Below are 23,422 nucleotides of genomic sequence, written 5' to 3'. Positions count from 1 at the left end.
TCGGCGGAGTCCAATCGTTTTGATGGATTAATGGGTCGTTGACTCTTTACCTTGCATGCGGAAAAACATATATTCGTTAAACCGCATATGAGCTGAGGCTTCACAATGACCAGCAAAGCCCGTGTCCTGTTCGTCTGTACTGCCAACGCTGCACGCTCCCAGTTGGCCCAAGCGTTGCTGAGGCATACCGATTCGGAGCATTTCGAGGCGTTCAGCGCCGGCACAACTCCAACTCAGGTAGATCCGCGCACCTTCGAGGCGCTTTCACACATCGGTGTGAGCACCGAAGGATTACGTAGCAAGTCGATAGACGAATTCCGTGGTGAGCGTTTCGATTACGTCATCACCTTGTGTGATAAAGCCGCAGCGGAATGCCTGTCTTTACCTGGAGCGGGTGAGGCATTGGCCTGGAGTTTTGAAGACCCGGTCACCAGCACCAAACCCGATGCCTTCCGTCACACCCTTCACGAAATTCATGAGCGCATCAAGATGTTCGTCTTGGTCAAAAACAAACACTGAGAAAACGATATGGCTGACCATCTGACACCGACCACTGTTTTCAAATGCCTTGCTGACGACACTCGGGTCCGCACGATGATGCTCATCACCCGTGAAGGAGAGCTTTGTGTTTGCGAGCTGACCTGCGCGTTGAACGAGAGTCAGCCGAAAATCTCCAGGCACCTAGCGCAACTGCGTACTTGCGGCCTGTTGTCGGACCGTCGGCAAGGCCAATGGGTGTATTACCGACTGCACCCGAATCTCCCTGATTGGGTTCATCAAGTGCTGACCACCGTGCTGGAAAGCAACAAGCACTGGTTGAGCCCTGATGCCAAACGCCTTGATGAAATGGGTGACCGTCCTGAACGGGCAGCCGTGTGCTGTGAAAGCAAAATCGCCTGATTCCGCCTTCGACTACGAGATCGCTCGATGAAAATCCTGTTCCTCTGCACTGCCAATAGCTGTCGCAGCATCCTTTGTGAGGCGGTTTTCAATCACTTGGCACCGGAAGGCATGAAAGCCTACAGCGCTGGCAGTCAGCCCAAAGGGGGAGTGCATCCGCTGAGTCTAAAAACGTTGGAGAAAGCAGTTATTTCGACAGACGGATTGTTCAGTAAGTCCAGCGATGTCCATGTGAACCTGGCTCCCGATTTTGTCATCACGGTGTGCGACAAGGCTGCCGGTGAGGCCTGCCCGGTATTTTTCGGACCGGCCACCAAGGCCCACTGGGGGCTGGCTGACCCTTCGGAATACCACGGAACTCAAGCAGAGATCGAGGCGGCTTTTGAAGCCACGTTGGAGCAGATCAGAACCCGTATTGAAGCCTTCCTGGCTTTACCGCATTCCCAACTGAATGCCGAACAGCTCAAGGCAGAGCTGGCCCTGATTAGCACGCTGTAACCACAGGAGCAATGATCATGAGTAAAAGCCGCCTTTCCTTCCTGGACCGATACCTGACCCTGTGGATTTTTCTCGCCATGGCCTTGGGCATCGGTTTGGGGAGCCTGTTCGAAGGCAGGCCGCAGTGGCTCAACAGTCTTTCCGTGGGCACAACCAACATACCCATCGCTATTGGCTTGATCGTGATGATGTATCCGCCTCTGGCCAAGGTTCGTTATGAGGAGCTGCCGGAAGTCTTCAAGGACAAGCGCATCCTCGTTTTGTCCTTGGTCCAGAACTGGGTCATCGGCCCGGTGTTGATGTTCGCGCTGGCGATCATCTTCTTGCGGGACCAGCCGGAATACATGACCGGCCTGATCCTGATCGGCTTGGCTCGTTGCATCGCGATGGTGCTGGTCTGGAATCAGATCGCAGGTGGCAACAATCAGTACGTCGCCGGATTGGTGGCGTTCAACAGCATCTTCCAGATCCTGTTTTTCAGCGTGTATGCCTGGATCTTTCTGGGGCTATTGCCGCCGCTGTTCGGGCTGGAAGGCAGTGTGATCGAGACCAGCTTTGTCACCATTGCCGAGTCGGTTCTGATCTATCTGGGTGTGCCGTTCCTGGCGGGATTTCTTACCCGCAAGATTCTCATCGCCCGTAAAGGCGAGGCTTGGTTCCAGGAACGCTTCATTCCCAAGATCAGCCCGCTGACGCTGGTGGCGCTGCTGTTGACCATCGTGGCCATGTTCAGCCTCAAGGGGGATGTGGTGCTGCAATTGCCGTTGGATGTATTGCGCATCGCGATCCCTCTGACGATCTACTTCGTGGTGATGTTTTTCATTAGCTTCTGGATGGGCAAGCTGCTCAAGGCTGACTACCCGCGCACCACCGCATTGGCTTTCACAGCCGCGAGCAACAACTTCGAACTGGCAATTGCCGTGGCCATTGCCACCTTCGGCCTGGCTTCTCCGGTCGCTTTTGCCACGGTGATTGGTCCGCTGGTGGAAGTACCGGTACTTATTTCTCTGGTCGGTGTGGCCCTTTGGTTGAAACGCCGCTGGTTCGATGAATCCAAGAGCGCCATTGCGCAGGACAAAGACTATGTTTGATGACCCTATCCCCCAACTCGATACCGAACTGGTTGATCTCCCATCGACAGACAAACTCGGTATCGAAAAGACCTCCATCCACAAGCCGCGCATTTTGCTGCTGTACGGATCGACCCGTGAGCGCTCCTTCAGTCGCCTTTTGGTAGAGGAAGCGGCTCGACTGCTGGAGCATTTCGGCGCCGAGGCGCGGATTTTCAATCCGTCAGGTTTGCCGCTGCCAGATGACGCACCCGACGATCATCTACGTGTGAAGGTGCTGCGCGAGCTGATGCTGTGGTCCGAGGGGCAGGTCTGGTGCTCTCCAGAGCGTCACGGTTCCATGAGCGCAGTGTTCAAAGCGCAGATTGATTGGGTGCCACTGGCGATGGGCGCGGTACGCCCGACCCAGGGAAAAACCCTCGCGGTCATGCAGGTATGCGGTGGCTCGCAGTCGTTCAACGTGGTCAATCAGCTGCGAGTGCTGGGACGTTGGATGCGCATGTTCACCATCCCCAACCAGTCCTCCGTGCCGAAGGCCTATATGGAGTTCGACGATAACGGCCGGATGAAACCTTCTCCGTTCTACGACCGTGTCGTTGATGTGATGGAAGAGTTGGTGAAATTCACGCTGCTGCTTCGCGACCGCCAGGACTATCTGGTGGATCGTTATTCCGAGCGCAAAGAGTCGGCGGAAGAACTTATGAAACGTGTCAATCAGCGCTCCATCTGAGGATTTTTAGCCGTGCAACAACACCCATATTCCGTACTGTCGCTGGCACAGTTCAATGGTCAATTGATCTTCACCCCGTGTCCAGGCACGAAGGGCACCAAGCCTTTCGAGGCGCTGCAAACCCTCAAGGAAGCGGGGGCCTCGGCCTTGCTGACGCTGATGCCGACCGAAGAGTTGCTTCAAAACGAGATCGACCTGCTGCCGGAAGAATGCCAAATGCTAGGCATCGAGTGGTTTCACCTGCCAGTAGAAGACGATCAAGCGCCTGGCGAAGCATTCAAAGCCGCATGGGAACAGCATCATCCGCGACTCCAGCAGTTGCTGACCGAAGGGAAAACCATTGCCATCCATTGCAAGGGCGGCTCGGGCCGTACCGGTTTGATCGCGGCTCAACTGTTGATCGAAAGCGGTGTGCCATTCAGCGATGCCATCCGCGATGTTCAGTCGTTGCGTCCGCGGGCCATCCAGCATCCAGCCCACATTGAATACATCGGCCAGTTCGACACTCAGTCGAACTCTCACTGACAACAGATACAGAGCACAACAACATGACTATCAAAGTTGGCATCAATGGTTTTGGCCGGATCGGTCGCCTCGCTCTGCGAGCCGCCTGGAACTGGCCGGAGTTTGAGTTCGTGCAGATCAACGATCCGGCAGGCGATGCAGTAACCCATGCGCACCTGATCAATTTCGACTCGGTGCATGGTCGTTGGCACAACGAAGCCAGCGCTGAAGGCGATCAGGTGGTCATTGGCGGCAAGCGCATCAAGGTCACCGCGAACAAAGCGATTGCGGACACCGACTGGTCGGGCTGCGATCTGGTGATCGAGGCCAGCGGCAAGATGAAAACCGTGGCGGTGTTGCAGGCTTACCTCGACCAAGGCGTGAAGCGTGTGGTGGTCTGCGCTCCGGTGAAGGAAAAAGGGGCATTGAACGTCGTCATGGGCGTCAACCATCAGCTGTTCAAGCCGGCTGAACATCGAATCGTCACCGCTGCTTCTTGCACCACAAACTGTCTGGCGCCAGTGGTGAAAGTGATCCACGAAAAGCTGGGCATTCGCCACGGTTCGATCACCACCATCCACGACCTGACCAACACCCAAAGCATTCTCGATCAGCCGCACAAGGATCTGCGTCGTGCGCGTGCTTCGGGGATGAGTTTGATTCCGACCAGCACCGGCTCGGCCACCGCCATCGCCGAAATTTTCCCGGAGCTGCGTGGACGACTGAATGGTCACGCCGTACGCGTGCCGCTAGCCAACGCTTCGCTGACTGACTGTGTCTTCGAGGTCGAGCGCGCCACGACCGTCGAAGAAGTGAATCAACTCCTCAAGCACGCTGCCGAGAACGAGCTGAAAGACATCCTCGGTTTCGAGACGCGTCCGTTGGTGTCCATCGACTACCGTACTGACCCGCGCTCATCGATCATCGATGCGCTGTCGACCATGGTTATCAATGGCACCCAGGTCAAACTTTACGCCTGGTACGACAACGAGTGGGGCTATGCCAACCGTACCGTCGAACTGGCCAAAATGGTTGGTCTGGCAGTCTAAGGAGCGGTCATGAAAGCGTTGTCAGCCCTCGCTCCGGAAGTGCGGCAGTACCTGCTCGTGACGGGCAACTACTGGGCATTCACCCTCACCGACGGCGCCTTGCGCATGTTGGTGGTGCTGCATTTTCACGCGTTGGGCTACAGCCCACTACAAATCGCGGCGTTGTTTCTGTTCTACGAACTCTTTGGCGTGATCACCAACCTGGTGGGTGGCTACCTAGGCGCTCGGTTGGGGCTGAACCGAACCATGAACATCGGGCTGGGCATCCAGGTCGCGGCGCTGCTGATGCTGACGGTTCCGGTAGCCTGGCTGACCATCCCATGGGTGATGGGCGCTCAGGCGCTGTCGGGGATTGCCAAAGACCTTAACAAGATGAGTGCCAAAAGCTCCATCAAGCTTCTGGTCCCTGATGGGCAGCAGGGCAAGCTCTACCAGTGGGTGGCGATCCTCACCGGCTCGAAGAACGCACTCAAGGGTGTCGGCTTCTTTCTCGGCGGAGCCTTGCTGGCACTCATCGGCTTCAAAGGCGCCTTGCTGGCCATGGCGGGTGTCTTGGCGCTGATCTGGATCAGCAGCTTGATTCTGTTGAAGAAGGACTTGGGCAAAGCCAAAGCCAAGCCAAAGTTTCGCGACATTCTGTCCAAAAGCCGGGCGATCAATATCCTCTCAGCGGCGCGGATGTTCCTGTTCGGCGCCCGCGATGTCTGGTTTGTAGTGGCCTTGCCGGTGTACCTGAGCAGTGTCTTCGGCTGGGACTTCTGGAAGGTCGGTGGATTTCTGGCGGTCTGGGTGATTGGCTACGGCATCGTGCAGTCCTTCGCGCCCAACATCACTGGAAAGAAACGGGGGCACGTACCGGATGGTCGTGCGGCGTTTTTGTGGGCACTTGCACTGGCGGGCCTGCCCGCGGCCATTGCTCTCGCTCTGAACACCGGGCTGTCGCAACAGGTGGTGTTGCTCGGCGGACTGATGGTTTTTGGCGCTCTGTTTGCGGTGAACTCGTCGTTGCACAGCTACCTGATCGTGTCCTACGCCAAGGAAGATGGCGTGTCGCTGGATGTGGGTTTTTATTACATGTCCAACGCCATGGGACGGTTGATCGGCACGGTACTCTCCGGCTGGGTTTATCAGGTGTATGGGTTAGGCGCGTGCTTGTGGATATCGAGCGCCTTTGTGCTGCTCGCAGCACTGATTTCTATCGGGTTACCGAGGCATGCCGAGGCGATGTGAAGCCGCTCTGAAAGGCTTGCAGCCAATCGCTACCAGCAGCCAGGCATTTGAGGTAAGGCAGGCAAGTGTTGGAGGCAAGTCATGAACCGGTTCACAAGTGTCTTAACTGTTTCACCCGTTTTGCTCGCAGTGTTGCTAGGCAGTGGCTGCGATCAAAAAGAGTCATCCCCTAAGCAATCGTTTGAAATGGATAAAACGGTTGTTGGGACTTGGGCTGAAGGTGAATGGACCACCTCCGAATCTCAGAATCAGGCGCCCCTTGCCTTCAAGATTTCAGGGGAAAAGCTGATTCTGAGTGGGTGTTCCTTCTCCACCCAGAGCCTGCTAAGCCCAATTGAAAAACATGCGTACCTTGTACTCAAGCAAGAGGGCTCTTGTTCGGTAAGCCCAGTGCCTCACAGCATAACCCTGAACCGAAAAGGAAATTGTCAGGCACAGGTCGAGTTGTACGCCTCATTGTCGAGTGTCAACAAAGGTGTCCCGGAGCAGTCGGGTGTATACACCAAAGCGGGTTGTATTGATGCCTCGACTCAATGATCAATTGGAAAACGATCCATTTCTTGAACGGCAATGCGAGGGGCGTGGGGTATTCTGGTCGGCGTTGTGGATGCGAAACCTGTTCAGTCGATAACCGCCTGGTCACAACTGCTAGTCTTGAAAAGTACGTGCCTATCAACATTTGGTGGCTTGAAAGTCTTAGCGCCGCTGCTATAGGATAAAAACAGGAGATGGCATTCCTCCTTTAACCGCCTTCGTGCTGATGATGCCTACGTGAACCCTGGACAGGGTGCGTAGGTGTGTCCCTGTCCTCCAATTTAGGACAGGATCGTGACTTCAAATCTCATATCAGCCCCCTCTCGTACTGTGCGGTTATCAGCACCTCCTCGGCTAAATCAGCCCAGAGGAGACATGCAACCATGATGAAATCACTACTAGTTATCGCTATCGGCGCATCGCTTGGTGCCTGGTTACGTTGGCTCCTAGGTATAAAGCTAAACGCGTTGTTCCCGACAATTCCCCCTGGGACTGTGGTGGCAAACATGGTCGGGGGCTACATCATTGGCTTGGCCCTCGCATTCTTGGCCGCATCCCCCTCCCTAAGCCCTGAGTGGCGCCTGCTGATCATCACGGGGTTCTGTGGGGGGCTTACTACTATCTCCACGTTTTCAGCCGAAACAGTTGCCCTGATTCAGGAGGGCAGACTGCTCTGGGCGTTCGGCTCAATTTCATTACACGTCGTAGGCTCGTTGGTAATGACCGCTGCCGGGCTTTTGTCCTATCAAATGATTGGCACGCGCTGAGGAGATGAACATGAAAGGTTTTCTAGTGGTTTTCTTTACTCAACAGAATCGTCGCTATCAAGGGAAGATGCTCGGCGAATGGATTGTTGATTTGGCCAAAGAAATGGGCCTGCGTGGTGCGACCCTGTCTACGGGTATCGAGGGTTTTGGACACACCGGTAGGCTGCATTCCGCGCACTTTTTTGAGCTGGCGGATCAACCAACTCCCCAGTTCCAAGGGTTTGAAAATGACATTGGCGGGCAGCGCCCGCCCGGCATGGGCGGGTAGTAACCCGACGCCGAGTCCGGCGGAAACCAGCGCGAGCATCGTGGTGAATTTGGACTTGTTCGATTTTCAGTTGAGATATTCGATAACGCTTGGGCGCTGCCCTGATGGTCGTTTGGCATTTCTGGCTGCAGAACCGGTAGTTTTGCCCCTCATATTCCGTGCTGAACTGGCTGTCGTTACTGACGGTCATGCCACATACCGGATCATGGGAGCCGGTGAGTTGGGGTTCAGACTTCTGTAATGGGTCGTGCTCTGAACGAAGCTCAGGGGTGGGCATGAGCTAACTCCTGTTCGCATCCTTGGTTGAGGCTGAGGTTTCGCCGTGATGACGGTGACCACCGTGGTGGTGCCCGAAAAAATGCATCAGCGGGCACAACAGCAAAATCATGTAAGGCAGTAAGCCCAGCATATGGCCGTAGTGTTCTCTTGCCAGATAGAACAGCACGATCACCAGCAGCATGCCGAGTGCTATGCCGGGTTTGCTCCTCCAAAATGTTGGGGAGGTGTTAGCGGAATGTGGTGAATTCATCATGGTTCTGTACTCCTGAGGGAAGTGCTGTTAGTGATGCGTCGTATAGGTCAACGGGCGGCAGTTTTACCCTTGGCATATTGGCAAAGGTAAAACCGCCGTTGCATTGCCTACAGGCTTGTACGCGTCACTTGCTCATCGGCATCTTCATCATGCTCGATTGCTGATCCATCATTTTCATCATCATGTTCATCATTCCCATCTCCATGCCGTCTTTGTTGCCGGCCATGCCCATGCCATGACAGTTCTTATGCATCATGGCCATGCTGTCCTTCATCGTCTTCATGCTCTCCTGCATGGCGGCGTGTCGCTCGGCAGGGGTCTTGGCGGCGGCTGCCTTGTCATGTGCAGCCTGCATTTTTTGCATTTGCTCGGTCATGACATTGTTTTGCATCGGTGTAGCTGCTTCGCTTGTCTGGGCGGGCGTGGTCGGCGCCTGCTCCGGGTGATGCTCATCGACTGCCGAGGCCATGAGTGGGCTGCTCACGAGCAGGGTGGCGAGGATAAATTTCAATGAGGCATGCATGGCAATCTCCAAAGGGTGAGGACAACTCAGGTAATACCAAGCCGCACCGGGTTGGCGCAGTCAGACAGTGCGCCGAAGATCGGCGCGCAGAAGGTCGGATTAATCGTTGGAACGGACGAAAATCAAGCGGGCAGGCGGTCTGGCCGGTACAGGGCGCCGTAATGCAAGAAAGGCAAAAGCGGAGGGGTTGGCGGGATACGAAATCAGCAACGCCGGGATCAGGAACAGAAACGTCCAACTGGACAGGTTAAATATTTGAAGATGGAGCGAAGGACTTACAGCTATCGCCGCATCGGCGCAGTGCTGAAGGCAACCGAGGGCATGGGTGTCGTGGCTATCGTGATCTTGCGCGGTGTTCAGCGAGACATGAGTTGCCGGATTGTGGCTGGGCTGTACCAGACATCCCTGGGTCGCTGCCAGACCAAACGCTAACACCCACAGCACGATGGCGAGGCGTATGAACGTTGGTTGACGATGGCGAAACCAGAACATGGAGAATCTCCGGTACTGATTAGCGGGTTTTGATTTTTCAACATTACAGCACATCGAAGTGCCACGGTTGATCCACATCAATTTATGCAGCCGGGTGTCGGCTCTTGTGGTGTGGTCAAATTGTAAGGTCTACGTCGACCTTTCAAAGGTTTACCCCTCTTTGCCGTTCTTTACTAGCAGCTTGTGGGGCACCGCCTCTTCATTGCCCTTTTTATTAATGGTGAGTTGAGTGCAAGCGGTCGCAGTGACTGAAGCTGCTTTTTGAATCAAATAATCTGAGCTGACCTCAACTGATGACTATCAGACGCTCGCGGGGTTGGTCATGAGTTGGGGATAAGCTCAAGTGGCAGGAGTGGAGCATGACGGTTGTAGAGGTTGAAGAGTACCGGGTGAGGAGGGTGTTGTTGAGTTAAGAATAAATGTAGAAACGAAGGCCGCATTTGCGGCCTTGTTTTTTAGGGTGTTACTCGTGTGAATGGCCGTGCTCAGCGCTTTCGGAGGTTGCGCCTTTCTCTCCACCACCGCATGCCGTCATCAGACCAAGGAAGCAGATCAGGACCATCGAACGAATCAGCGTTGTTGGGGGGGGGCATGGGAAGACTCTTCAAAAATGGATGAAATAAATGGGCTGTGGTAAGGCTGAGCGCTGCATTTTCGGCAGTAAAACAGCCATCGCCGCTTCGAGTTACTGTTTGACGCTCAAGTAATCGCCGGTCGTTTTCAGTGAGATGGTCACATCGTTGTTGCTGCGATTACGCCAAAACCAGCCGTGGGTGCCGTCAAAAATGGCGGTGAATTCACCTTTATCACTTTTGACCTGCTTGCCCTTGTTGTAGCTGTGGAAGTAACCCTTTTCTCCGTTGTAGGGCTCGCCATGCGTGTCGTAGTTCACAGGCCCACCAACCGCTGTCCATTCATAGCTAACAGTCTTGTTCTTCAGCACTTCCAGTTTGATTTCTGTCCCTTCACCTGGCTTGAGCGTGACGGTCATTTGATTGGTCTTCAAAGCTGGGGCAGTTGCCGCCGCTGGTTGGGTCGCAGGTAACGCAGCAGGTTGTATTTGCGCAATCTGCGGAGCTGGAGCTGGAGCTGGAGCTATTGCTTGCGGCGGCGCTGCATCTGCCAGCGCCTCTTGCGCGAGGATGATCTTCAACTCGCCCATTTGGGTCAGACCCAGTGCGCGGCCCACGCCTGTAGGATCAACGGCATATTCCGAAGGCATGACCACGGTTACCAGCAGGCCGATCGCAGTCAGCAGTGCAATGACAGTCGAGCGCACCAGTTTGCGAGTGCTGGGCAATTCATTAACAGTTGGAAGCGGAGTATTGAACATGGTCAGAATTCCTTACGCGGAGACAAATAGGCCGGTGATCTGGTAACCCATCAGGAGGAAACCGGCACTCATCATGGCGACGTTGACGGTATAGGCGTGGCGCCAGAAACTGCCGGTGCGCCGCCAATACCCCATCAGAATGAGAATCGCGCTGAGGGCCAGCAATTGGCCGATCTCGACACCAACGTTGAAGGCGACCAGGTTCGGAATCAGGCCGTCAGGCGAGATTTCGTACTCCTGGATCTTGGTGGCCAAACCGAAACCATGGAGCAGACCGAAGATCAGCGTGGCCATCTTGGTGTTGGGTTGGAAACCGAACCAGCGCTGGAATGCGCCCAGATTATCGAGCGCCTTGTACACCACCGAAAAACCGATGATGGCGTCGATGATGTAAGAACTGATGCTGATCTCAGTCAGTACACCCAGCAGCAGCGTGACCGAGTGGCCTATGGCGAATAGCGTGACGTAGAGCCCAACATCTTTCAGGCGGTAGAGGAAGAAGATCACCCCGAACAGAAACAGCAAGTGGTCGTAGCCCGTCATCATGTGCTTGGCGCCCATGTAGATGAAGGGCAGCAACATGACGCCGGAGCTTTCCTGGATGAATCCCTTGTCACCTTCGGCGACGGCATGAGCCATCGCCTCGGGCATTGCAAGGAAAAGTGATGCGACAAATAAAAACAGCAGCGGTAGCAGGCGACGCGAAGGCGCAGTAAATGCGTCAACGCCGCTCATCGAGTGCGAATACATAGATCAATCCTACGTTGCAGGAATCAAAGGCCGCAGTGCGGCCATGGTCAGGATGCGAACGAAGGACGGGGCGGCCGCTCGATCAAGAAAATCGGCGGGCGGGGAACGGAATAGCGTGGTGCATCGACTTGCATAGAGAGCTTCGGTTGCGCGGCCAAACTCAACGCGGAAGTGAGCTGTGGCGTTTCGTGCTGATGGTCAGGGGTCAACGGGGAGTGATAGTGATCCGAGCAGCTCGCACACGACATCTCGGCTTGCTCTTCATGGGAGTGATAGGCGTCTTGTGCGATCTCCCAGGCAGGCGGTTTCGTCGTTACCGACAACGTATAGGTATGCCCAGCCCAGGCCACAAACATGGCGAGAACAAGTGCGAATACCACTGTCGTTGTCAGGGATCTGTTGAGCATAGTGTCCGGGGTTCTAACTCGTTTGTTGTGGCCGCAATACGTTTGACCATATCCCCCTAGGGGGGATAGGATGCCAGCGTAATTCATTGAGGCCTGAGGCTCAAGTCATGAGTGAACAAGAACACGAACATAGCCATCCCCACACCCACCAAAGTCACGAGGCGATCATCAAGCGCCTCAAGCGGGCAGATGGCCATTTACGCGGCATCATCACCATGATTGAAGAAGGTCGTCAGTGCGTCGATATTGCTCAGCAGCTGCATGCAGTGGAAAAGGCGGTGTGCCAAGCCAAACGCACGCTCATCCAGGATCACATTGATCATTGCCTGGAGGACACCGTCTCGGCGTTGAACAATGGCGAGCGCGCACCACTGGAAGCCTTCAAGCAAATCACCAAGTATCTCTAGGTCTGAAATGCCCAGCTTCGCTGAACTGCTGCAACAGGGCAGGGCACATGCCTGTCTTGTTAGCGATCAAGAGGTCTGGTGTTCTTTGGTTGCTACCAGCGGTTTTATGTCTGCTGGGCAGCACTCGTAGCGGCATCGTAACCAGGGCATTGGGTTTGGAAGTCTATTCATCTCTGGTCTTAAGCGCTGCGTTCGTTGCGCCGCTGATCAGACTCTGGCCTCTGTGTCAGACGTTCACCTACACGTTTTGGCCTGTGCGGCAGTGGGGCTAAAGATTCTATTCGGGCCATCTTGTCGCTCTGCAAGCTTTACGGTTTCTGGTCTGAGGTTTGGCAAATCTTTGAAACTAAAGACCCCTCAACTTGGCCAGCGGCGATGCTGATCGTCGATCACATAGGGGTGTTCGTGATCTGCACCATCTTGGCCGTCGAGGTGAATGTGATCATCCGGCAGGTTCTCATGGGTGTGTTTGATCGACTCTTGGTCATGAGCTGGACGCCAGATCACTATACTGACCGCCAATGCGCTACCAGCCACGACAACGAGCCCAACAAACGAGGCCGTGAGGCTGATATTGGCACCCAGCCATCCCGCCAATGGGTAGGTAATCAACCAGCAGGCATGGGATAGCGCAAATTGGGCGGCAAACAGCGCCGGGCGATCTTCGGCATGTGCTGAGCGACGCAACAGCCGACCGCTTGGGGTCTGAGCCAAGGAATAGCCCACGCCCAGTACCATCCACAGCGGCAGCAGGAAGTTGTAGGTGCTCAGGTTGATGCCAACGGCCAAACCTGCAACCAGTATTCCTCCACCAAACAGCATGGCCGTTCGGTCTTTGATGTTTTCCAACAGGCGTGGCAAGGCCAGGGCCGCGATCATGGAGCCACCACCAAACGCGGCCAGCGCCAATGCCGTAGAACTCTGAGGCAGAGCGAAGCGCGACTGCACCAGCACCACCGTATTGACGATGACCATGGCACTGGCAGCAGCTACTGTCAGATTAAGAGCCAGCAGCCCCCGTAGGCGAGGGGTGGCCAGGAATATGCGCATGCCACGGGTAGTTCGTTCGTAGATGCTGCGTCGTGGCGTCGGCTTCGCCTTTGGCAGCAGTACTGTGGCGACCAGGGCCGCTGAAGCGAGGAAACCGATGACAGTGCCGGCGAACAGGTTATGGAAGCTGATAACGGTCAGCAACGCGGCGGCGAGCATAGGGCTGGCGACACTTTCAAGATCATAGGCGAGACGTGATAGCGACAAGGCGCGGGTATAGTCGTCTTCATCCGGCAGGATGTCTGGAATGGTTGCCTGAAATGTCGGTGTGAACGCCGCCGAGGCTGACTGGAGAACAAAAATCAGCACGTAGATCTGCCAGACTTCCGTCACAAACGGCAGAGCGAGCGCGACCAGTGCTCGCACCAGATCCAGCGAGACCAGCATCGCTCGACGGGGTAGACGTTCAGCAAAAGCCGCTGCGATTGGTGCAACGGCAATGTAGGCCGTCATTTTGATCGCCAGCGCTGTACCGAGGACAGCACCTGCTTGGGCGCCCGCAAGGTCGAACGCCAGCAGGCCCAGCGCGACAGTGGCGAGTCCAGTCCCTACGAGCGCGATTACTTGGGCGAGAAAGAGATGACGGTAGGTTCGGCTGGCTAGGATTTTCAGCATGGAAGATCTCAGGTGGCGACGTGCGTGACCAGGCGGTTACCTAACTTTTCACGAAGAGACGCAATCAGCTGGTTTCGTCTCTGTTCAGTGCGAATATCCCCCCTGGGGGGATATGGTTCGATCCTAAATCATAGTCCATGGCAGCTCAAGAAATAGGTGCTACGCCATCTATCGAATTACTGAAGTGCGGGCCCGCCCGCCGGCTTGTATTGGTTCTGCACGGCGAGGCGACGGGCTCAATGTTTCGATTGCAGCATTCAAATGCTGCGACGCTGCCGGTCGGATGTATTCCCTCCCTGGCTTGTATGGCTTGTTGGAACGTGTGATCATACTTTCATTATAGGTAGGGGGGGTATGGTATGGGTCATGTGAGATCGAGCAAAGACAATCTTCTTAAGCGTGTAAAGCGAATCGCTGGGCAAATCCAGGCGATTGAGCGAGCACTCGACTCTGATGATGACTGCTCGAAAACCTTGCTATTGGTCGCTTCGACCCGTGGCGCGATCAATGGGCTGATGGATGAAATCATTGAAGACCACGCTCGTGAACATGTCGCGAATCCGACACTCAGCAACGAAGAAAGAGCGAAAGGCGTCGATGAGCTGCTCGAAGCCATTCGCCGCTATTCCAAATAGGATTTGCCCAGATGAGTAATTCGTACGCCGACTATTCCCACGACCATATGTTCCTGGGGAAATCACATGAAGAAAACGCTAAGCGAACGTTGTGGGTGGTGGCTCTGACCGTCGTAATGATGGTTGCTGAAATCACCGCAGGTTATCTCACTGGCTCCATGGCGTTGCTTGCCGATGGTTTTCACATGGCAACGCACGCTGGAGCACTTGGCATAGCCGCAGCTGCTTACGGTTACGCAAAAAGACATGCCTCAAGTGCTCGCTACAGTTTTGGAACTGGCAAGGTGGGAGACTTGGGTGGCTTCGCCTCTGCTCTGATTTTGGGACTGGTCTCCTTGGGAATTGCTGGAGAATCGCTATTCCGTCTCTTTCAACCGACTCAAGTGCAATTCGGGACAGCGACTCTTATCGCAGTTGTCGGATTAGCAGTGAATGTCGTGAGCGCGCTTTTGCTTTCTGGCGGACATGATCATCACCATGGGCATGGCCACGATCAATCTCACCATGCACATGGTCACGACAATAATTTGCGCTCTGCTTACGTTCACGTCATTGCAGATGCCCTGACCTCGGTTCTGGCCATCGCTGCTCTGCTTGCTGGCCGATACCTTGGTTGGGTATGGCTCGACCCTGCAATGGGGATTTTGGGTGCAATTGTCATTGCACGCTGGGCTTGGTCGTTGATGCGGGTGACTGCGGGTGTATTGCTCGACCAGACAGATGATCATGTCGCCCAAGAAATTCGTGAACTGGTTGAAACGCCTGGAGATGCTTCGATCATTGATCTTCATGTCTGGCAGGTAGGGCCTCAGGCCCGAGCCGCGATTGTGAGTGTTCTGGGCAGCCCCGCAGTGAATGCCGAAGACATACGAGAACGGCTTGCTACGGTTCATGAAGTCACGCATCTGACTGTTGAATACCGCACGAAGCTGGGAGCTGACTCACCGGTACAAGTCTCCGTTCCGGCATAGAAATGAACGCATAGTCGACTGAAATGAAAATAAGGATCGAGATATGCTTGTGAGCAAACGGGATCAGGCGCAAATCGAACGTCGTCTGATTGCTGCCCTGACCAAGACCTGCGAGACGGCCAAAGCGGAGATAGTAGGCTTCTCTTGGTTGACTCACGATGTGGGTTACGCGCGATTTCCCTCCAGTCTGATGGTTGTTTGGGTCTTCGACACCGATGCCAACAGGGATGTGGTGCTTGCCAATGGGCAAGACAAGCGGATGCTCGAATTGACGACCCTGGCATTAAGTGAAGCGAATGTTCACGTCAGTCAGGTGTCGGCCAACGTGCATTTCGATACTGAAGAGCAATGTCAGCGGTCGAATGCCGGTGACTGGCGGCAGCGTTTAACACGTACACGATCCACGCGGAGTTAAACCATGGCCAAGGACATCGAAAACCCATGTATTTCCGTTTGCCAGCTGAACAGCGAACTATGTTTGAGCTGCGGTCGCACCAAGGAAGACATCAGAAAATGGAAGCGGATGAAGCGTCCAGAAAAGATGGCCGCTGTACAACGTGCGACCCAGCGCCTGAAAAGCTTGCAAAAAAAAACACAATTGAACGCCGCAGTTTAGGCCACAGTTGTACTGCGTCCTCCCTTGTTGCTGTCCTCGGCCCCCTTACGACTTCTTCTACTGCTTGAACACGTAATGGAAAAAGCATTTCTCGCTGCATGGCCATGGTGGACGGTAGCCATGCAGTGTTAGATGGACAGGGCCAGATTAATTGCCGGGGTATTCAGCAAGGACCTGATCCGCGCCGGCTTTGGTCAGGCCGATTATCTGATAAGCATCACGTTTTCCGTTGACTTCCATGCCTGGAGATCCAACTGGCATGCCAGGAACGGCGATCCCAAGAAGGTCGTCACGTTTGCTCATCGCAATGATTTGCTCGGCGGGCACGTGACCTTCAACAAACTTTCCATTGATCATTGCTGTGTGGCAGGACGAGAGTCGTGGAGCAACACCGAGATCCTGCTTGACCGCGCTCATGTTGGTTTCTACATGATCAACGACGGTGAAGCCGTTAGCTTCAAGGTGCTGGATCCACTTCTTGCAGCATCCACAGTTAGCGTCACGATGGACGTCGATCGTCAGCGACTCTGCTGCATGACCAGCTGAACTGATAAACAGAGCCGCGTATGCAGCGAGGCGAAGTGCTCGACCGGGACGAAGAAAGTTATTTCGCATGGGTATGCTCCTTCCCATCAGCGTGGGTATGAGTTTTTGGCTGAACGGCCGGAGTTGCAGGAGCGTCATGTGAAGCCTCCACAACCTGAGGATGGGCGTGTTCGGTACTTTCATCCTGAGAAGGCGCTGAGGCCGCCTCATGGGCATGGGCGCTGTTTCTCTCGCCATGATGGTCGCCTGCTTCGGCTATCTCTTCGGCTGCACCCGCATCATGATGCCCAGCGGCAGCCCCTTTTTGGCCCTCATGCTGGCCTTCATGGTTATGCATTTTGCTCTCGCCGCCACCGTGTTGATGACCATCGCTGCTGGTTGCTAGAGCGTTGTATTGCTCTGCATCCAATGAAGGCAACTGCTGGAGAAAAGCGACCATTCCCCAGATGTAGGGATCGGCCATGCTTTTACCCCAAGCGGGCATGCCTGTGGATTTGATTCCATGCTTGATGATCCAGAAAGCTGCGGCAGGGTTTCCATCAACGCCCAGTTTTGAAAGATTCGGAGGTGCAGGGTAAAGGCTATTACTTAACTCGGTTCCTGCAATACCCGGAGCCAGATGGCAACCGATGCACATAGCGTTGTAGTTGCCAGCACCTGCGCGGATGAGAGCTTCTTCGCTCAGGTCGGGGACTTTAATATCGCGTGAGCGCACAGCAATCGAGCGATCCCGAGCAGTGGAAAGAAGTGAGTGAACGGGGCCGAAATGCGGATCATCCGCCCCAACATTGATCACACCAAAATACACCACGCCGGCACCTACTATTGCGGCGACCACCCCGGCAGCAGTCAATGTTTTCAATGTTCTTTTCATGTCAGGCCCTCAAAACCACATCCGAATACCGGCGACAAATCGCGCCTCGTTCGCATCCTCTCCTTCATCGCTGGCCAGGTCTGCCGTATTGCCGTATGAGCGGCTCCAGCTAACCCCAATGTAAGGGGCAAATTGGCGAACAATCTCATAGCGCAATCGGAGCCCTACTTCGGTGTTTGCCAATCCAGACCCAATGCCGCGCTGAGGATCATTTTTTCCGTAAAAATTGGCTTCGGCCGTCGGCTGCAAGATCAGGCGATTGGTCAGCAGAATGTCGTAGTCGCCTTCCAATCGAGCAGCGGTTTGACCGTTCTCACCGATGTAGGCAGTCGCTTCGGCTTCAAAGTTATAGAGGGCCATGCCCTGAATACCGAGCGCTCCCCAAGTCTGTGGTGAACCGGGCTTGAAGTCTTGTCGTACGCCGGTGACGACATCCCACCATGGACCGATGGAGTGCCCCCAAAGTGCTGAGAGTTCAGCGTTTTCCGTTACGCCATTGGTACGTTCGCCTTCCGAGCGCAACCACAGTCGGTCAACGTCACCGCCGATCCATCCTTTTGCATCCCAGGCCAATGCACTACCGTTGTCAGCATCCTGATACTCAAACTTATCCAGCAGCATGAAGGAGTTGACCTTCTTGTCGTGAACCCCATGACCAGCCACATCTGGAAAGGCGGCAGCACGGTCAGTGTCGGTCAGTACAGGGATTGGAGTTCGGCTGGTGGTAGCCCCTCCATCCATACTTTCCATTCCGTCCATTTGCCCGTCACCCATACTCATCTTGCTGTGATCCATAGCCCCCATCTTGCTATGGTCCATAGCTCCCATTGAGCCGTGGTCCATCTTGGAGTGATCCATCTCTTCAGCGGCGTGAGCCACGACAAAGAAAGCAGGACTGGTAGAGACTGCCAGTGCCATCAACGTTGGGCGTAGAAACTTACTGGTCATGATCTCAATCTGCCTTTTTGGTTTTTTGGTCATGATCCATCGACTCATGGCTCATCTTGCTGTGGTCCATTGACCCGTGATCGGGCTTTGACTCGTTTGTCGTAGTTGCAGGCTTGTTCGTTGTTTTTGCAGGAGTAGCAGGTGAATGATCACTACTATCTTCGACTGCCAGCGCCACGGACGAGAGTTCACCCATCAAGCCGACGGCAAAGAGGCAACCGACCAGCGATTTACGATTTAGGTATGTGCTCACAGATCGTCTCCTTTACTCATCAACCCGTACTTCTCGGAACATGCCCATTTCCATATGGAAAAGCAGGTGGCAGTGATAAGCCCAGCGACCTAAGGCATCAGCGGTAACTCGATAGCTGCGCTTGGTACCTGGTGGCATGTCGATTGTGTGCTTGCGCACCATGAACTTGCCGTTCTCATCCTCAAGGTCGCTCCACATGCCGTGAAGGTGGATGGGATGGGTCATCATGGTGTCGTTCACCAGGGTGATGCGAAGACGCTCCCCATACTTCAGACGAAGCGGCTCGGCGTCAGAAAATTTGATGCCGTTGAAGGACCACGAAAATTTCTCCATGTGACCGGTCAGATGAAGCTCAATGGTGCGATTGGGTTCGCGACCGTCAGGGTCTTGGAACGTGCTTTTCAGGTCTGAGTAGGTGAGTACTCGACGACCATTGTTCCGCAAGCCGATGCCTGGATCGTTTAGCTTGGGCGTTGGGTTCATGGCTTGCATATCAACCAAGGGGTTGTTGGTTTCGGACGCTGGGTGAGTCTGCATTTCGCCCCCCATACCGCCCATTCCTGCCATCTTGCTGTGGTCCATGCCGGCCATGTTGGACATGTCGCCTTTGTCCATTCCCGCCATCTTGCTGTGGTCCATGCCGGCCATGTTGGACATGTCGCCTTTGTCCATTCCCGCCATCTTGCTGTGGTCCATACCGGCCATGTTGGACATGTCGCCTTTGTCCTTGCCCGACATCTTGCTGTGGTCCATGCCGGCCATGTTAGTCATGTCACCGCTGTCCATGCCGGTCATCCCGGTCATGTCACTTTGGTCCATTCCCGCCATCTTGCTGTGGTCCATGCCAGCCATGCCTGACATGTCACCTTGTTTCATATCGCCGCCGCCCATACCAGCCATGCTGCCATGGTCCATGCCCGCCATACCGCCCATACCCATGTCATCCATGGTCAAAAGCGGCCGAGGATCGATCGCCGGTATCTGTGCCTTTAATCCTTCGCGAACTGCCAAGGTTCCACGTGCAAAACCGGTTCTATCCATGGACTGGGCGAAGATTGTGTAAGCCTCTTCGCTGGCAGGTTCTACGATCACGTCATACGTTTCTGCCACGGCGATGCGAAACTCATCGACGCTGACTGGTTTGACATGTTGGCCGTCAGCCGCCACCACGGTCATTTTCAAACCGGGGATGCGGACGTCGAAATAGCTCATAGCTGAGCCGTTGATAAAGCGCAGGCGCAGCTTTTCACCCGGTTTGAAAATACCGGTCCAGTTACCGTTAGGGGCCTGGCCATTCATGAGATAGGTGTAAGTATCCCCACTGACGTCTGCGAGATCAGTGGGGTTCATTTTCATTTCAGCCCACATCTTCCGATCGGCCACGGCAGCAGACCAACCTTGCTTGCTGACGTCGTCGATAAAGTCACCCACGGTACGTTTGTGGTGGTTGTAGTAGTCCGATTGCTTCTTGAGCTTGGCCATGACGCGACTAGGATCTTCATCGGTCCAGTCAGTCAACATCACCACATAGTCGCGGTTGTATTGAAAAGGCTCAGGCTCTTTCGAGTCGATGACGATTGGACCGTAAACGCCTGCCTGCTCCTGCAAACCAGAGTGGCTGTGGTACCAGTACGTACCGTTCTGATGCACCTTGAATTTGTACTCGTACATGCCATCGGGCGCGATGCCATGGAAACTCAAACCCGGCACACCGTCCATGTTGGCGGGCAGAATGATCCCGTGCCAATGAATGGAGGTGTCTTGGTCTAGGCGATTTTTCACACGCAGTGTGACCGTCTCGCCTTCGCGCCAGCGCAGCAAAGGTCCGGGCAACGAACCATTGATGGTCATGGCTGTACGCGGCGAGCCAGTTATGTTTACAGGGGTTTCACCAATAAACAGATCAAATTCGTTACCGGTGAGAACGCTCGGCAGACCAGGACTGGTCACTGCCCATACAGGAGTGCGCCACAGACCAAGGCCGCCGAGAATGCCACCAGCGGCCAGGCCTTTAACGAATGTCCGCCTAGAGGTTTTGGAATGCATGCCGTTTATGTCCGATCAGTCAAAAGGGAAGCCGTGCGAAACAACCAATGAGTTGCTCAAACAGGTGAAGGCACTCTTTCGGGGGGTGTAATGAGCCCGAATGAGCTCGCTCGCCGTCACTAAAAACGAGTTCTTACGGCAAGCGAGCTTAGAAATTGCCACATTTGAACCACCACAGTGATTACATTTCTGTCAGCTTGGGAACGCAGCAAGCTATTCAGCAATTCTTGTGGTCCATCGCTTTGGCTTGGCTTTCTGCGATGGGAGGTTGGGTGCTTTGCTTTTGGGCTACTTGATACGATTCCATTGAATTATTCCTAGCCGCTTCCATACGTGCGAACGCCCGGTCACCACCGCCTTCAGCCATTGCCAAAGAAGAGACGGTCAGGGCTGCGATGACGAACAAAGTTTTGATGGGGTTCATTTGAATTTCCTCTGATGAGTATTGGTAATCCCCCGGATCCACATCAAGTGATGATTCTTAGGGGAGAGCTTAAGGCTCAATAGGACTATAAGACTCATCCCCTGTCAGGAGCCTTAGGTGAATATTACAGTTGTGTCAGGTTGCGATATTTCTCTTGAGGAACACGCTATTTAATCCGTAAGTTTTCGATCTTCCAGCGTCACACCGCTATTTACTGAGTATCAGTTTGAGGTGCGTAACTTTGTAAGTTTCCGTTAATTTTCAAGGTGAAGACTTTTTTAGTTTCTTCACTGGAACTGCATATGTGAACCTGGATGCACCGTGTCAACACTTAAGTGTTCGATGTTCATGGGGAATAGTAGCGCTGCTGAGGGTGATTGAGTGTGAGTATTAATTTTGAGAAAGCGCTTGGCTCCGCAGAAAGGGCGTTAATTTATCGTAGTCAAAGAGCTGAGATCCTGAGTGACAATATCACAAACGCTGATACGCCGAACTTCAAGGCCCGAGATTTAGATTTTTCTACTGTGCTTGCAAGCCAGACAAAAAAACACCTGCTACTCCGTTTTCTTTGAAAGCAACAAATGAAAAACACATTGCCGGAAAAGAATCAGCAAGTGATATTTATGGAGGTGATTTGCTTTACAGCACACCGGCTCAACCTGCCATTGATCAAAATACTGTCGATCAGCAGATCGAGGTCGCAAAGTACGCAGAAAATGGAATACGTTTCGACGCCGCTTTTACTCGGTTGAATGGAGCATTCAAAGGTTTGCTCAAAGCTCTGCGAGGTGATTAGCAGCGCAGGGGCTTGCGAGCGGTAATTGTGGCCGACGCGGCTGCTTCGGTACTCCCTGAGGGTTCACCAAGGGGAGCCCTCTGCATACGGGGCTCTGACCAGGGGCAGGTGTCAGCATTCAAGCGCTGATCTGGGAAGGAAAACCTAACGCCTCGACAGCTTTACGAATCTGCTCTGGGCTTTCGCTGCTTTCAACACTCACCTTACTGGCTGACCGGTCCACGGAAACCGTAGCTTCGTTGTCCAGTGACTGAATCGCTTTGGTGATTTTGCTGACGCAACTGCCGCATCCAATGCCTGATACATCTAAGACGAACATGGTTATTCCTCTCGTGCTGAGCGGTCTCTTTTCACCGCACCGACAGCATCAACGTTCACACGATAGTAAGGTCAACAGTTATCTGTTTCGAGTTGCAAGCGTCATTGATGGATAATTGCACAGACGTGACCACCCGTTTGCATTTGACCTGACCAACCATTTGCATCGTATTCGACCAGTACGCTTCTTGGCCATGGCCGGCAGAGAACGGCCAGAAGCAATGGGATGTCTATAAAAAACGGGGCAATTCACTCGCCTTGCAGGCCAGCGATAGATAAATGGTGGCTGCCGGGGTGCATCGGACATCCGCCGCGCTGGTCGCGGCTCGAAGTCCATCGTTGATCGAGTACAGCCAAGGCGCGGGAGGTCTGCGATAATGACGACCACAGCGGCGCGATGGCATATCGAGGGCTCGTGCCAGCATCCGGCATCCGGCAGGTTTGGAGGACTCCATGCGTGACATTATTGACGGCTTTCTGCGCTTTCAGCGCGAGGTTTATCCGCAACGCGTCGAGCTTTTTAGGCAGCTCGCGACGACACAAAATCCGAAGGTGTTGTTCGTCACCTGCTCGGACAGTCGTGTTGTACCTGAACTCCTTACACAGCGCGAACCGGGCGAGCTGTTCGTAATTCGCAACGCCGGTAACATTGTGCCGTCGTATGGTCCCGAACCGGGCGGCGTCTCGGCTACCGTCGAATATGCGGTCGCAGTGCTGGGCGTACAGGACATCGTGATCTGCGGCCACTCGGACTGCGGAGCGATGGGCGCGATTTCACGCTGCACGTGTCTGGACCATCTTCCGGCGGTCGCTAACTGGCTACGTCACTCGGACGCCGCGAAAGCGATTAACGGGGCGCATGAGTTCGACACGCCTCGCGCGAAGCTCGACGGCCTCGTGCGCGAAAACGTGATCGCGCAACTGGCGAATCTGCGTACGCACCCATCGGTGGCACTCGCGCTCGAGCAGGGGCGTATGAATCTGCACGGCTGGGTCTACGACATCGAGGCGGGTTGCATCGATGCGCTTGATGGGGCGACACGACAATTCGTTTCACTTGCTGATTCGCCGACCACCGTTGCGATCGCTGCCCGCAATGGCAGACAGATGTAATGGCGACAGACAAGTGAGGTTGGTCGCATTACTTCCGGAATGTTTTCGCCCCAGCTAAGGTCAGCGAAACGGCATTGTCTCTACCGGGCAAGTTTCGGAGCGGATCAGCCGTTGGAATGACTGCTCGACGGGACTGGCGAACGACCGGAACTGGCCGTTATGAGTCCCTCAGCTTTGATGTCTGGTTGGTCAAATCCTCTGCAATCGGTGGTCAGTCAAATGC

At 54.5% G+C, this 23,422-nt stretch carries 29 protein-coding genes, 5 pseudogenes and 1 riboswitch; of the genes and pseudogenes, 19 read left to right on the top strand and 15 right to left on the bottom strand.

The genetic code is table 11. The annotated features are described in order from the left end of the window. The first annotated feature begins 105 nt into the window (after positions 1 to 105). From ATY02_RS36170 to ATY02_RS21210, 11 genes and pseudogenes are all read left to right on the top strand, one after another. The gene (locus tag ATY02_RS36170; protein WP_046056646.1) at positions 106 to 519 is read left to right on the top strand and encodes an arsenate reductase ArsC; all 414 of its coding nucleotides are present in this window, start codon (positions 106 to 108) and stop codon (positions 517 to 519) included. 9 nt (positions 520 to 528) lie between these two features. Further along, a complete protein-coding gene (locus ATY02_RS36165; protein WP_010455862.1) occupies positions 529 to 900 on the top strand; it encodes a metalloregulator ArsR/SmtB family transcription factor in 372 nt (123 codons plus the stop codon). Positions 901 to 927: 27 nt separating this feature from the next. Next, positions 928 to 1,398: an arsenate reductase ArsC gene (locus tag ATY02_RS21250; protein WP_048377488.1), complete on the top strand. Its 471-nt coding sequence runs from the start codon at positions 928 to 930 to the stop codon at positions 1,396 to 1,398. Between the two features lie 17 nt (positions 1,399 to 1,415). After that, a complete protein-coding gene (gene arsB, locus ATY02_RS21245; RefSeq protein ID WP_048377487.1) occupies positions 1,416 to 2,489 on the top strand; it encodes an ACR3 family arsenite efflux transporter in 1,074 nt (357 codons plus the stop codon). Next, complete coding sequence (arsH, locus tag ATY02_RS21240) at positions 2,482 to 3,198, top strand: arsenical resistance protein ArsH (protein ID WP_048377486.1); 717 nt, start codon at positions 2,482 to 2,484, stop codon at positions 3,196 to 3,198. Before arsB ends, arsH begins: the two co-directional genes overlap by 8 nt. A 12-nt stretch (positions 3,199 to 3,210) precedes the next feature. After that, positions 3,211 to 3,723 carry a tyrosine-protein phosphatase gene (locus tag ATY02_RS21235; RefSeq protein WP_048377485.1) on the top strand — a complete coding sequence of 171 codons (513 nt, stop codon included), beginning with the start codon at positions 3,211 to 3,213 and terminating at the stop codon, positions 3,721 to 3,723. Between the two features lie 23 nt (positions 3,724 to 3,746). Further along, the gene (locus tag ATY02_RS21230; protein WP_048377484.1) at positions 3,747 to 4,751 is read left to right on the top strand and encodes an ArsJ-associated glyceraldehyde-3-phosphate dehydrogenase; all 1,005 of its coding nucleotides are present in this window, start codon (positions 3,747 to 3,749) and stop codon (positions 4,749 to 4,751) included. 9 nt (positions 4,752 to 4,760) lie between these two features. After that, positions 4,761 to 5,981 (top strand): organoarsenical effux MFS transporter ArsJ, encoded by a 1,221-nt coding sequence (gene arsJ / locus ATY02_RS21225; RefSeq protein ID WP_048377483.1) that lies wholly within the window; start codon positions 4,761 to 4,763, stop codon positions 5,979 to 5,981. A gap of 81 nt (positions 5,982 to 6,062) precedes the next feature. Then, entirely contained in the window at positions 6,063 to 6,518 is a 456-nt protein-coding gene (locus ATY02_RS21220; protein WP_048377482.1) for a hypothetical protein, read from the top strand. 178 nt (positions 6,519 to 6,696) lie between these two features. After that, a riboswitch (Fluoride riboswitch) is annotated at positions 6,697 to 6,758 on the top strand. Positions 6,759 to 6,898: 140 nt separating this feature from the next. Further along, the gene (gene crcB, locus ATY02_RS21215; RefSeq protein WP_048377481.1) at positions 6,899 to 7,282 is read left to right on the top strand and encodes a fluoride efflux transporter CrcB; all 384 of its coding nucleotides are present in this window, start codon (positions 6,899 to 6,901) and stop codon (positions 7,280 to 7,282) included. Positions 7,283 to 7,292: 10 nt separating this feature from the next. Next, positions 7,293 to 7,487, top strand: a pseudogene (locus ATY02_RS21210) (DUF190 domain-containing protein); the annotation flags it as partial. On the opposite strand, the pseudogene ATY02_RS36160 reads toward ATY02_RS21210, so the two are convergent. From ATY02_RS36160 to ATY02_RS21185, 5 genes and pseudogenes are all read right to left on the bottom strand, one after another. Then, positions 7,482 to 7,601 (bottom strand): annotated as a pseudogene (locus ATY02_RS36160) (LysR family transcriptional regulator); the annotation flags it as partial. The pseudogenes ATY02_RS21210 and ATY02_RS36160 overlap by 6 nt on opposite strands. A 43-nt stretch (positions 7,602 to 7,644) precedes the next feature. Continuing rightward, a pseudogene (locus tag ATY02_RS36380) lies at positions 7,645 to 7,827 on the bottom strand (YHS domain-containing protein); the annotation flags it as partial. Between the two features lie 3 nt (positions 7,828 to 7,830). Next, complete coding sequence (locus ATY02_RS21195) at positions 7,831 to 8,082, bottom strand: DUF2933 domain-containing protein (protein WP_048377480.1); 252 nt, start codon at positions 8,080 to 8,082, stop codon at positions 7,831 to 7,833. A 124-nt stretch (positions 8,083 to 8,206) separates the two neighbouring features. Continuing rightward, entirely contained in the window at positions 8,207 to 8,605 is a 399-nt protein-coding gene (locus ATY02_RS21190; RefSeq protein ID WP_048377479.1) for a hypothetical protein, read from the bottom strand. 99 nt (positions 8,606 to 8,704) lie between these two features. After that, positions 8,705 to 9,097, bottom strand: coding sequence for a hypothetical protein (locus tag ATY02_RS21185; RefSeq protein ID WP_048377478.1), 393 nt, complete (start codon positions 9,095 to 9,097; stop codon positions 8,705 to 8,707). A gap of 286 nt (positions 9,098 to 9,383) precedes the next feature. Between ATY02_RS21185 and ATY02_RS36690 the strand changes: the two are divergent. Further along, positions 9,384 to 9,510, top strand: a pseudogene (locus ATY02_RS36690) (hypothetical protein); the annotation flags it as partial. Between the two features lie 272 nt (positions 9,511 to 9,782). Here the strand turns inward: ATY02_RS36690 and ATY02_RS21180 are convergent. After that, complete coding sequence (locus ATY02_RS21180; protein WP_048377477.1) at positions 9,783 to 10,430, bottom strand: hypothetical protein; 648 nt, start codon at positions 10,428 to 10,430, stop codon at positions 9,783 to 9,785. Positions 10,431 to 10,442: 12 nt separating this feature from the next. After that, positions 10,443 to 11,180, bottom strand: coding sequence for a HupE/UreJ family protein (locus tag ATY02_RS21175; protein ID WP_068588899.1), 738 nt, complete (start codon positions 11,178 to 11,180; stop codon positions 10,443 to 10,445). Positions 11,181 to 11,694: 514 nt separating this feature from the next. On the opposite strand from ATY02_RS21175, the gene ATY02_RS21170 reads away from it, so the two are divergent. Beyond that, a complete protein-coding gene (locus tag ATY02_RS21170; RefSeq protein ID WP_048377475.1) occupies positions 11,695 to 11,994 on the top strand; it encodes a metal-sensing transcriptional repressor in 300 nt (99 codons plus the stop codon). Positions 11,995 to 12,351: 357 nt separating this feature from the next. On the opposite strand, the gene ATY02_RS21165 is transcribed toward ATY02_RS21170, so the two are convergent. Then, a complete protein-coding gene (locus ATY02_RS21165; protein ID WP_048377474.1) occupies positions 12,352 to 13,659 on the bottom strand; it encodes an MFS transporter in 1,308 nt (435 codons plus the stop codon). 359 nt (positions 13,660 to 14,018) lie between these two features. Between ATY02_RS21165 and ATY02_RS21160 the strand changes: the two genes are divergently transcribed. From ATY02_RS21160 to ATY02_RS21145, 4 genes are read left to right on the top strand one after another with little or no spacing between them, the layout of a single operon-like run. Next, positions 14,019 to 14,294, top strand: a complete 276-nt coding sequence (locus ATY02_RS21160; protein ID WP_028621219.1) for a metal/formaldehyde-sensitive transcriptional repressor — start codon at positions 14,019 to 14,021, stop codon at positions 14,292 to 14,294. Positions 14,295 to 14,305: 11 nt separating this feature from the next. Further along, a complete protein-coding gene (gene dmeF, locus ATY02_RS21155; protein ID WP_048377473.1) occupies positions 14,306 to 15,265 on the top strand; it encodes a CDF family Co(II)/Ni(II) efflux transporter DmeF in 960 nt (319 codons plus the stop codon). 43 nt (positions 15,266 to 15,308) lie between these two features. Further along, entirely contained in the window at positions 15,309 to 15,680 is a 372-nt protein-coding gene (locus ATY02_RS21150; RefSeq protein ID WP_048377472.1) for a hypothetical protein, read from the top strand. Positions 15,681 to 15,683: 3 nt separating this feature from the next. Next, on the top strand, positions 15,684 to 15,881 hold the full coding sequence (locus tag ATY02_RS21145; protein ID WP_048377471.1) for a DUF1289 domain-containing protein: 198 nt from the start codon (positions 15,684 to 15,686) through the stop codon (positions 15,879 to 15,881). Between the two features lie 147 nt (positions 15,882 to 16,028). Here the strand turns inward: ATY02_RS21145 and ATY02_RS21140 are convergent, their stop codons facing one another. The 6 genes from ATY02_RS21140 to ATY02_RS21115 all read right to left on the bottom strand — a co-directional run bounded on the left by ATY02_RS21140 (position 16,029) and on the right by ATY02_RS21115 (position 20,972). Beyond that, a complete protein-coding gene (locus ATY02_RS21140; protein WP_048377500.1) occupies positions 16,029 to 16,496 on the bottom strand; it encodes a DUF411 domain-containing protein in 468 nt (155 codons plus the stop codon). Continuing rightward, positions 16,486 to 17,301 carry a c-type cytochrome gene (locus ATY02_RS21135; protein WP_082149907.1) on the bottom strand — a complete coding sequence of 272 codons (816 nt, stop codon included), beginning with the start codon at positions 17,299 to 17,301 and terminating at the stop codon, positions 16,486 to 16,488. Before ATY02_RS21135 ends, ATY02_RS21140 begins: the two co-directional genes overlap by 11 nt. A 9-nt stretch (positions 17,302 to 17,310) precedes the next feature. Beyond that, positions 17,311 to 18,282: a copper resistance protein B gene (locus ATY02_RS21130; RefSeq protein ID WP_048377470.1), complete on the bottom strand. Its 972-nt coding sequence runs from the start codon at positions 18,280 to 18,282 to the stop codon at positions 17,311 to 17,313. Further along, the gene (locus ATY02_RS21125) at positions 18,254 to 18,502 is read right to left on the bottom strand and encodes a hypothetical protein (protein WP_175441898.1); all 249 of its coding nucleotides are present in this window, start codon (positions 18,500 to 18,502) and stop codon (positions 18,254 to 18,256) included. Before ATY02_RS21125 ends, ATY02_RS21130 begins: the two co-directional genes overlap by 29 nt. 12 nt (positions 18,503 to 18,514) lie before the next feature. Continuing rightward, positions 18,515 to 20,548: a copper resistance system multicopper oxidase gene (locus ATY02_RS21120; protein ID WP_070414634.1), complete on the bottom strand. Its 2,034-nt coding sequence runs from the start codon at positions 20,546 to 20,548 to the stop codon at positions 18,515 to 18,517. A 217-nt stretch (positions 20,549 to 20,765) separates the two neighbouring features. Next, positions 20,766 to 20,972 carry a co-regulatory protein PtrA N-terminal domain-containing protein gene (locus ATY02_RS21115; RefSeq protein ID WP_046056971.1) on the bottom strand — a complete coding sequence of 69 codons (207 nt, stop codon included), beginning with the start codon at positions 20,970 to 20,972 and terminating at the stop codon, positions 20,766 to 20,768. 383 nt (positions 20,973 to 21,355) lie between these two features. On the opposite strand from ATY02_RS21115, the pseudogene flgB reads away from it, so the two are divergent. Then, positions 21,356 to 21,768 (top strand): annotated as a pseudogene (flgB, locus tag ATY02_RS21110) (flagellar basal body rod protein FlgB). Between the two features lie 118 nt (positions 21,769 to 21,886). Here the strand turns inward: flgB and ATY02_RS21105 are convergent. Continuing rightward, complete coding sequence (locus tag ATY02_RS21105) at positions 21,887 to 22,087, bottom strand: heavy-metal-associated domain-containing protein (RefSeq protein ID WP_048377469.1); 201 nt, start codon at positions 22,085 to 22,087, stop codon at positions 21,887 to 21,889. A 452-nt stretch (positions 22,088 to 22,539) separates the two neighbouring features. Between ATY02_RS21105 and ATY02_RS21100 the strand changes: the two genes are divergently transcribed. Continuing rightward, complete coding sequence (locus tag ATY02_RS21100) at positions 22,540 to 23,199, top strand: carbonic anhydrase (RefSeq protein ID WP_048377468.1); 660 nt, start codon at positions 22,540 to 22,542, stop codon at positions 23,197 to 23,199. Positions 23,200 to 23,422: the final 223 nt, after the last annotated feature.

It is taken from the genome of Pseudomonas sp. BIOMIG1BAC (genome assembly GCF_001705995.2).
Lineage (GTDB): Bacteria > Pseudomonadota > Gammaproteobacteria > Pseudomonadales > Pseudomonadaceae > Aquipseudomonas > Aquipseudomonas sessilinigenes.
The sequence above is the reverse complement of the archived record's forward strand: the minus strand, read 5'-3'. Positions and strand labels throughout refer to the sequence as shown.

Coding starts and splice junctions, on each gene's coding strand:
- ATY02_RS36170 (WP_046056646.1), top strand. CDS start 106: ATGACCAGCAAAGCCCGTGTCCTGTTCGTCTGTACTGCCAACGCTGCA.
- ATY02_RS36165 (WP_010455862.1), top strand. CDS start 529: ATGGCTGACCATCTGACACCGACCACTGTTTTCAAATGCCTTGCTGAC.
- ATY02_RS21250 (WP_048377488.1), top strand. CDS start 928: ATGAAAATCCTGTTCCTCTGCACTGCCAATAGCTGTCGCAGCATCCTT.
- arsB (WP_048377487.1), top strand. CDS start 1,416: ATGAGTAAAAGCCGCCTTTCCTTCCTGGACCGATACCTGACCCTGTGG.
- arsH (WP_048377486.1), top strand. CDS start 2,482: ATGTTTGATGACCCTATCCCCCAACTCGATACCGAACTGGTTGATCTC.
- ATY02_RS21230 (WP_048377484.1), top strand. CDS start 3,747: ATGACTATCAAAGTTGGCATCAATGGTTTTGGCCGGATCGGTCGCCTC.
- arsJ (WP_048377483.1), top strand. CDS start 4,761: ATGAAAGCGTTGTCAGCCCTCGCTCCGGAAGTGCGGCAGTACCTGCTC.
- ATY02_RS21220 (WP_048377482.1), top strand. CDS start 6,063: ATGAACCGGTTCACAAGTGTCTTAACTGTTTCACCCGTTTTGCTCGCA.
- crcB (WP_048377481.1), top strand. CDS start 6,899: ATGATGAAATCACTACTAGTTATCGCTATCGGCGCATCGCTTGGTGCC.
- ATY02_RS21195 (WP_048377480.1), bottom strand. CDS start 8,082: ATGATGAATTCACCACATTCCGCTAACACCTCCCCAACATTTTGGAGG.
- ATY02_RS21190 (WP_048377479.1), bottom strand. CDS start 8,605: ATGCATGCCTCATTGAAATTTATCCTCGCCACCCTGCTCGTGAGCAGC.
- ATY02_RS21185 (WP_048377478.1), bottom strand. CDS start 9,097: ATGTTCTGGTTTCGCCATCGTCAACCAACGTTCATACGCCTCGCCATC.
- ATY02_RS21180 (WP_048377477.1), bottom strand. CDS start 10,430: ATGTTCAATACTCCGCTTCCAACTGTTAATGAATTGCCCAGCACTCGC.
- ATY02_RS21175 (WP_068588899.1), bottom strand. CDS start 11,180: ATGTATTCGCACTCGATGAGCGGCGTTGACGCATTTACTGCGCCTTCG.
- ATY02_RS21170 (WP_048377475.1), top strand. CDS start 11,695: ATGAGTGAACAAGAACACGAACATAGCCATCCCCACACCCACCAAAGT.
- ATY02_RS21165 (WP_048377474.1), bottom strand. CDS start 13,659: ATGCTGAAAATCCTAGCCAGCCGAACCTACCGTCATCTCTTTCTCGCC.
- ATY02_RS21160 (WP_028621219.1), top strand. CDS start 14,019: ATGGGTCATGTGAGATCGAGCAAAGACAATCTTCTTAAGCGTGTAAAG.
- dmeF (WP_048377473.1), top strand. CDS start 14,306: ATGAGTAATTCGTACGCCGACTATTCCCACGACCATATGTTCCTGGGG.
- ATY02_RS21150 (WP_048377472.1), top strand. CDS start 15,309: ATGCTTGTGAGCAAACGGGATCAGGCGCAAATCGAACGTCGTCTGATT.
- ATY02_RS21145 (WP_048377471.1), top strand. CDS start 15,684: ATGGCCAAGGACATCGAAAACCCATGTATTTCCGTTTGCCAGCTGAAC.
- ATY02_RS21140 (WP_048377500.1), bottom strand. CDS start 16,496: ATGCGAAATAACTTTCTTCGTCCCGGTCGAGCACTTCGCCTCGCTGCA.
- ATY02_RS21135 (WP_082149907.1), bottom strand. CDS start 17,301: ATGAAAAGAACATTGAAAACATTGACTGCTGCCGGGGTGGTCGCCGCA.
- ATY02_RS21130 (WP_048377470.1), bottom strand. CDS start 18,282: ATGACCAAAAAACCAAAAAGGCAGATTGAGATCATGACCAGTAAGTTT.
- ATY02_RS21120 (WP_070414634.1), bottom strand. CDS start 20,548: ATGCATTCCAAAACCTCTAGGCGGACATTCGTTAAAGGCCTGGCCGCT.
- ATY02_RS21115 (WP_046056971.1), bottom strand. CDS start 20,972: ATGAACCCCATCAAAACTTTGTTCGTCATCGCAGCCCTGACCGTCTCT.
- ATY02_RS21105 (WP_048377469.1), bottom strand. CDS start 22,087: ATGTTCGTCTTAGATGTATCAGGCATTGGATGCGGCAGTTGCGTCAGC.
- ATY02_RS21100 (WP_048377468.1), top strand. CDS start 22,540: ATGCGTGACATTATTGACGGCTTTCTGCGCTTTCAGCGCGAGGTTTAT.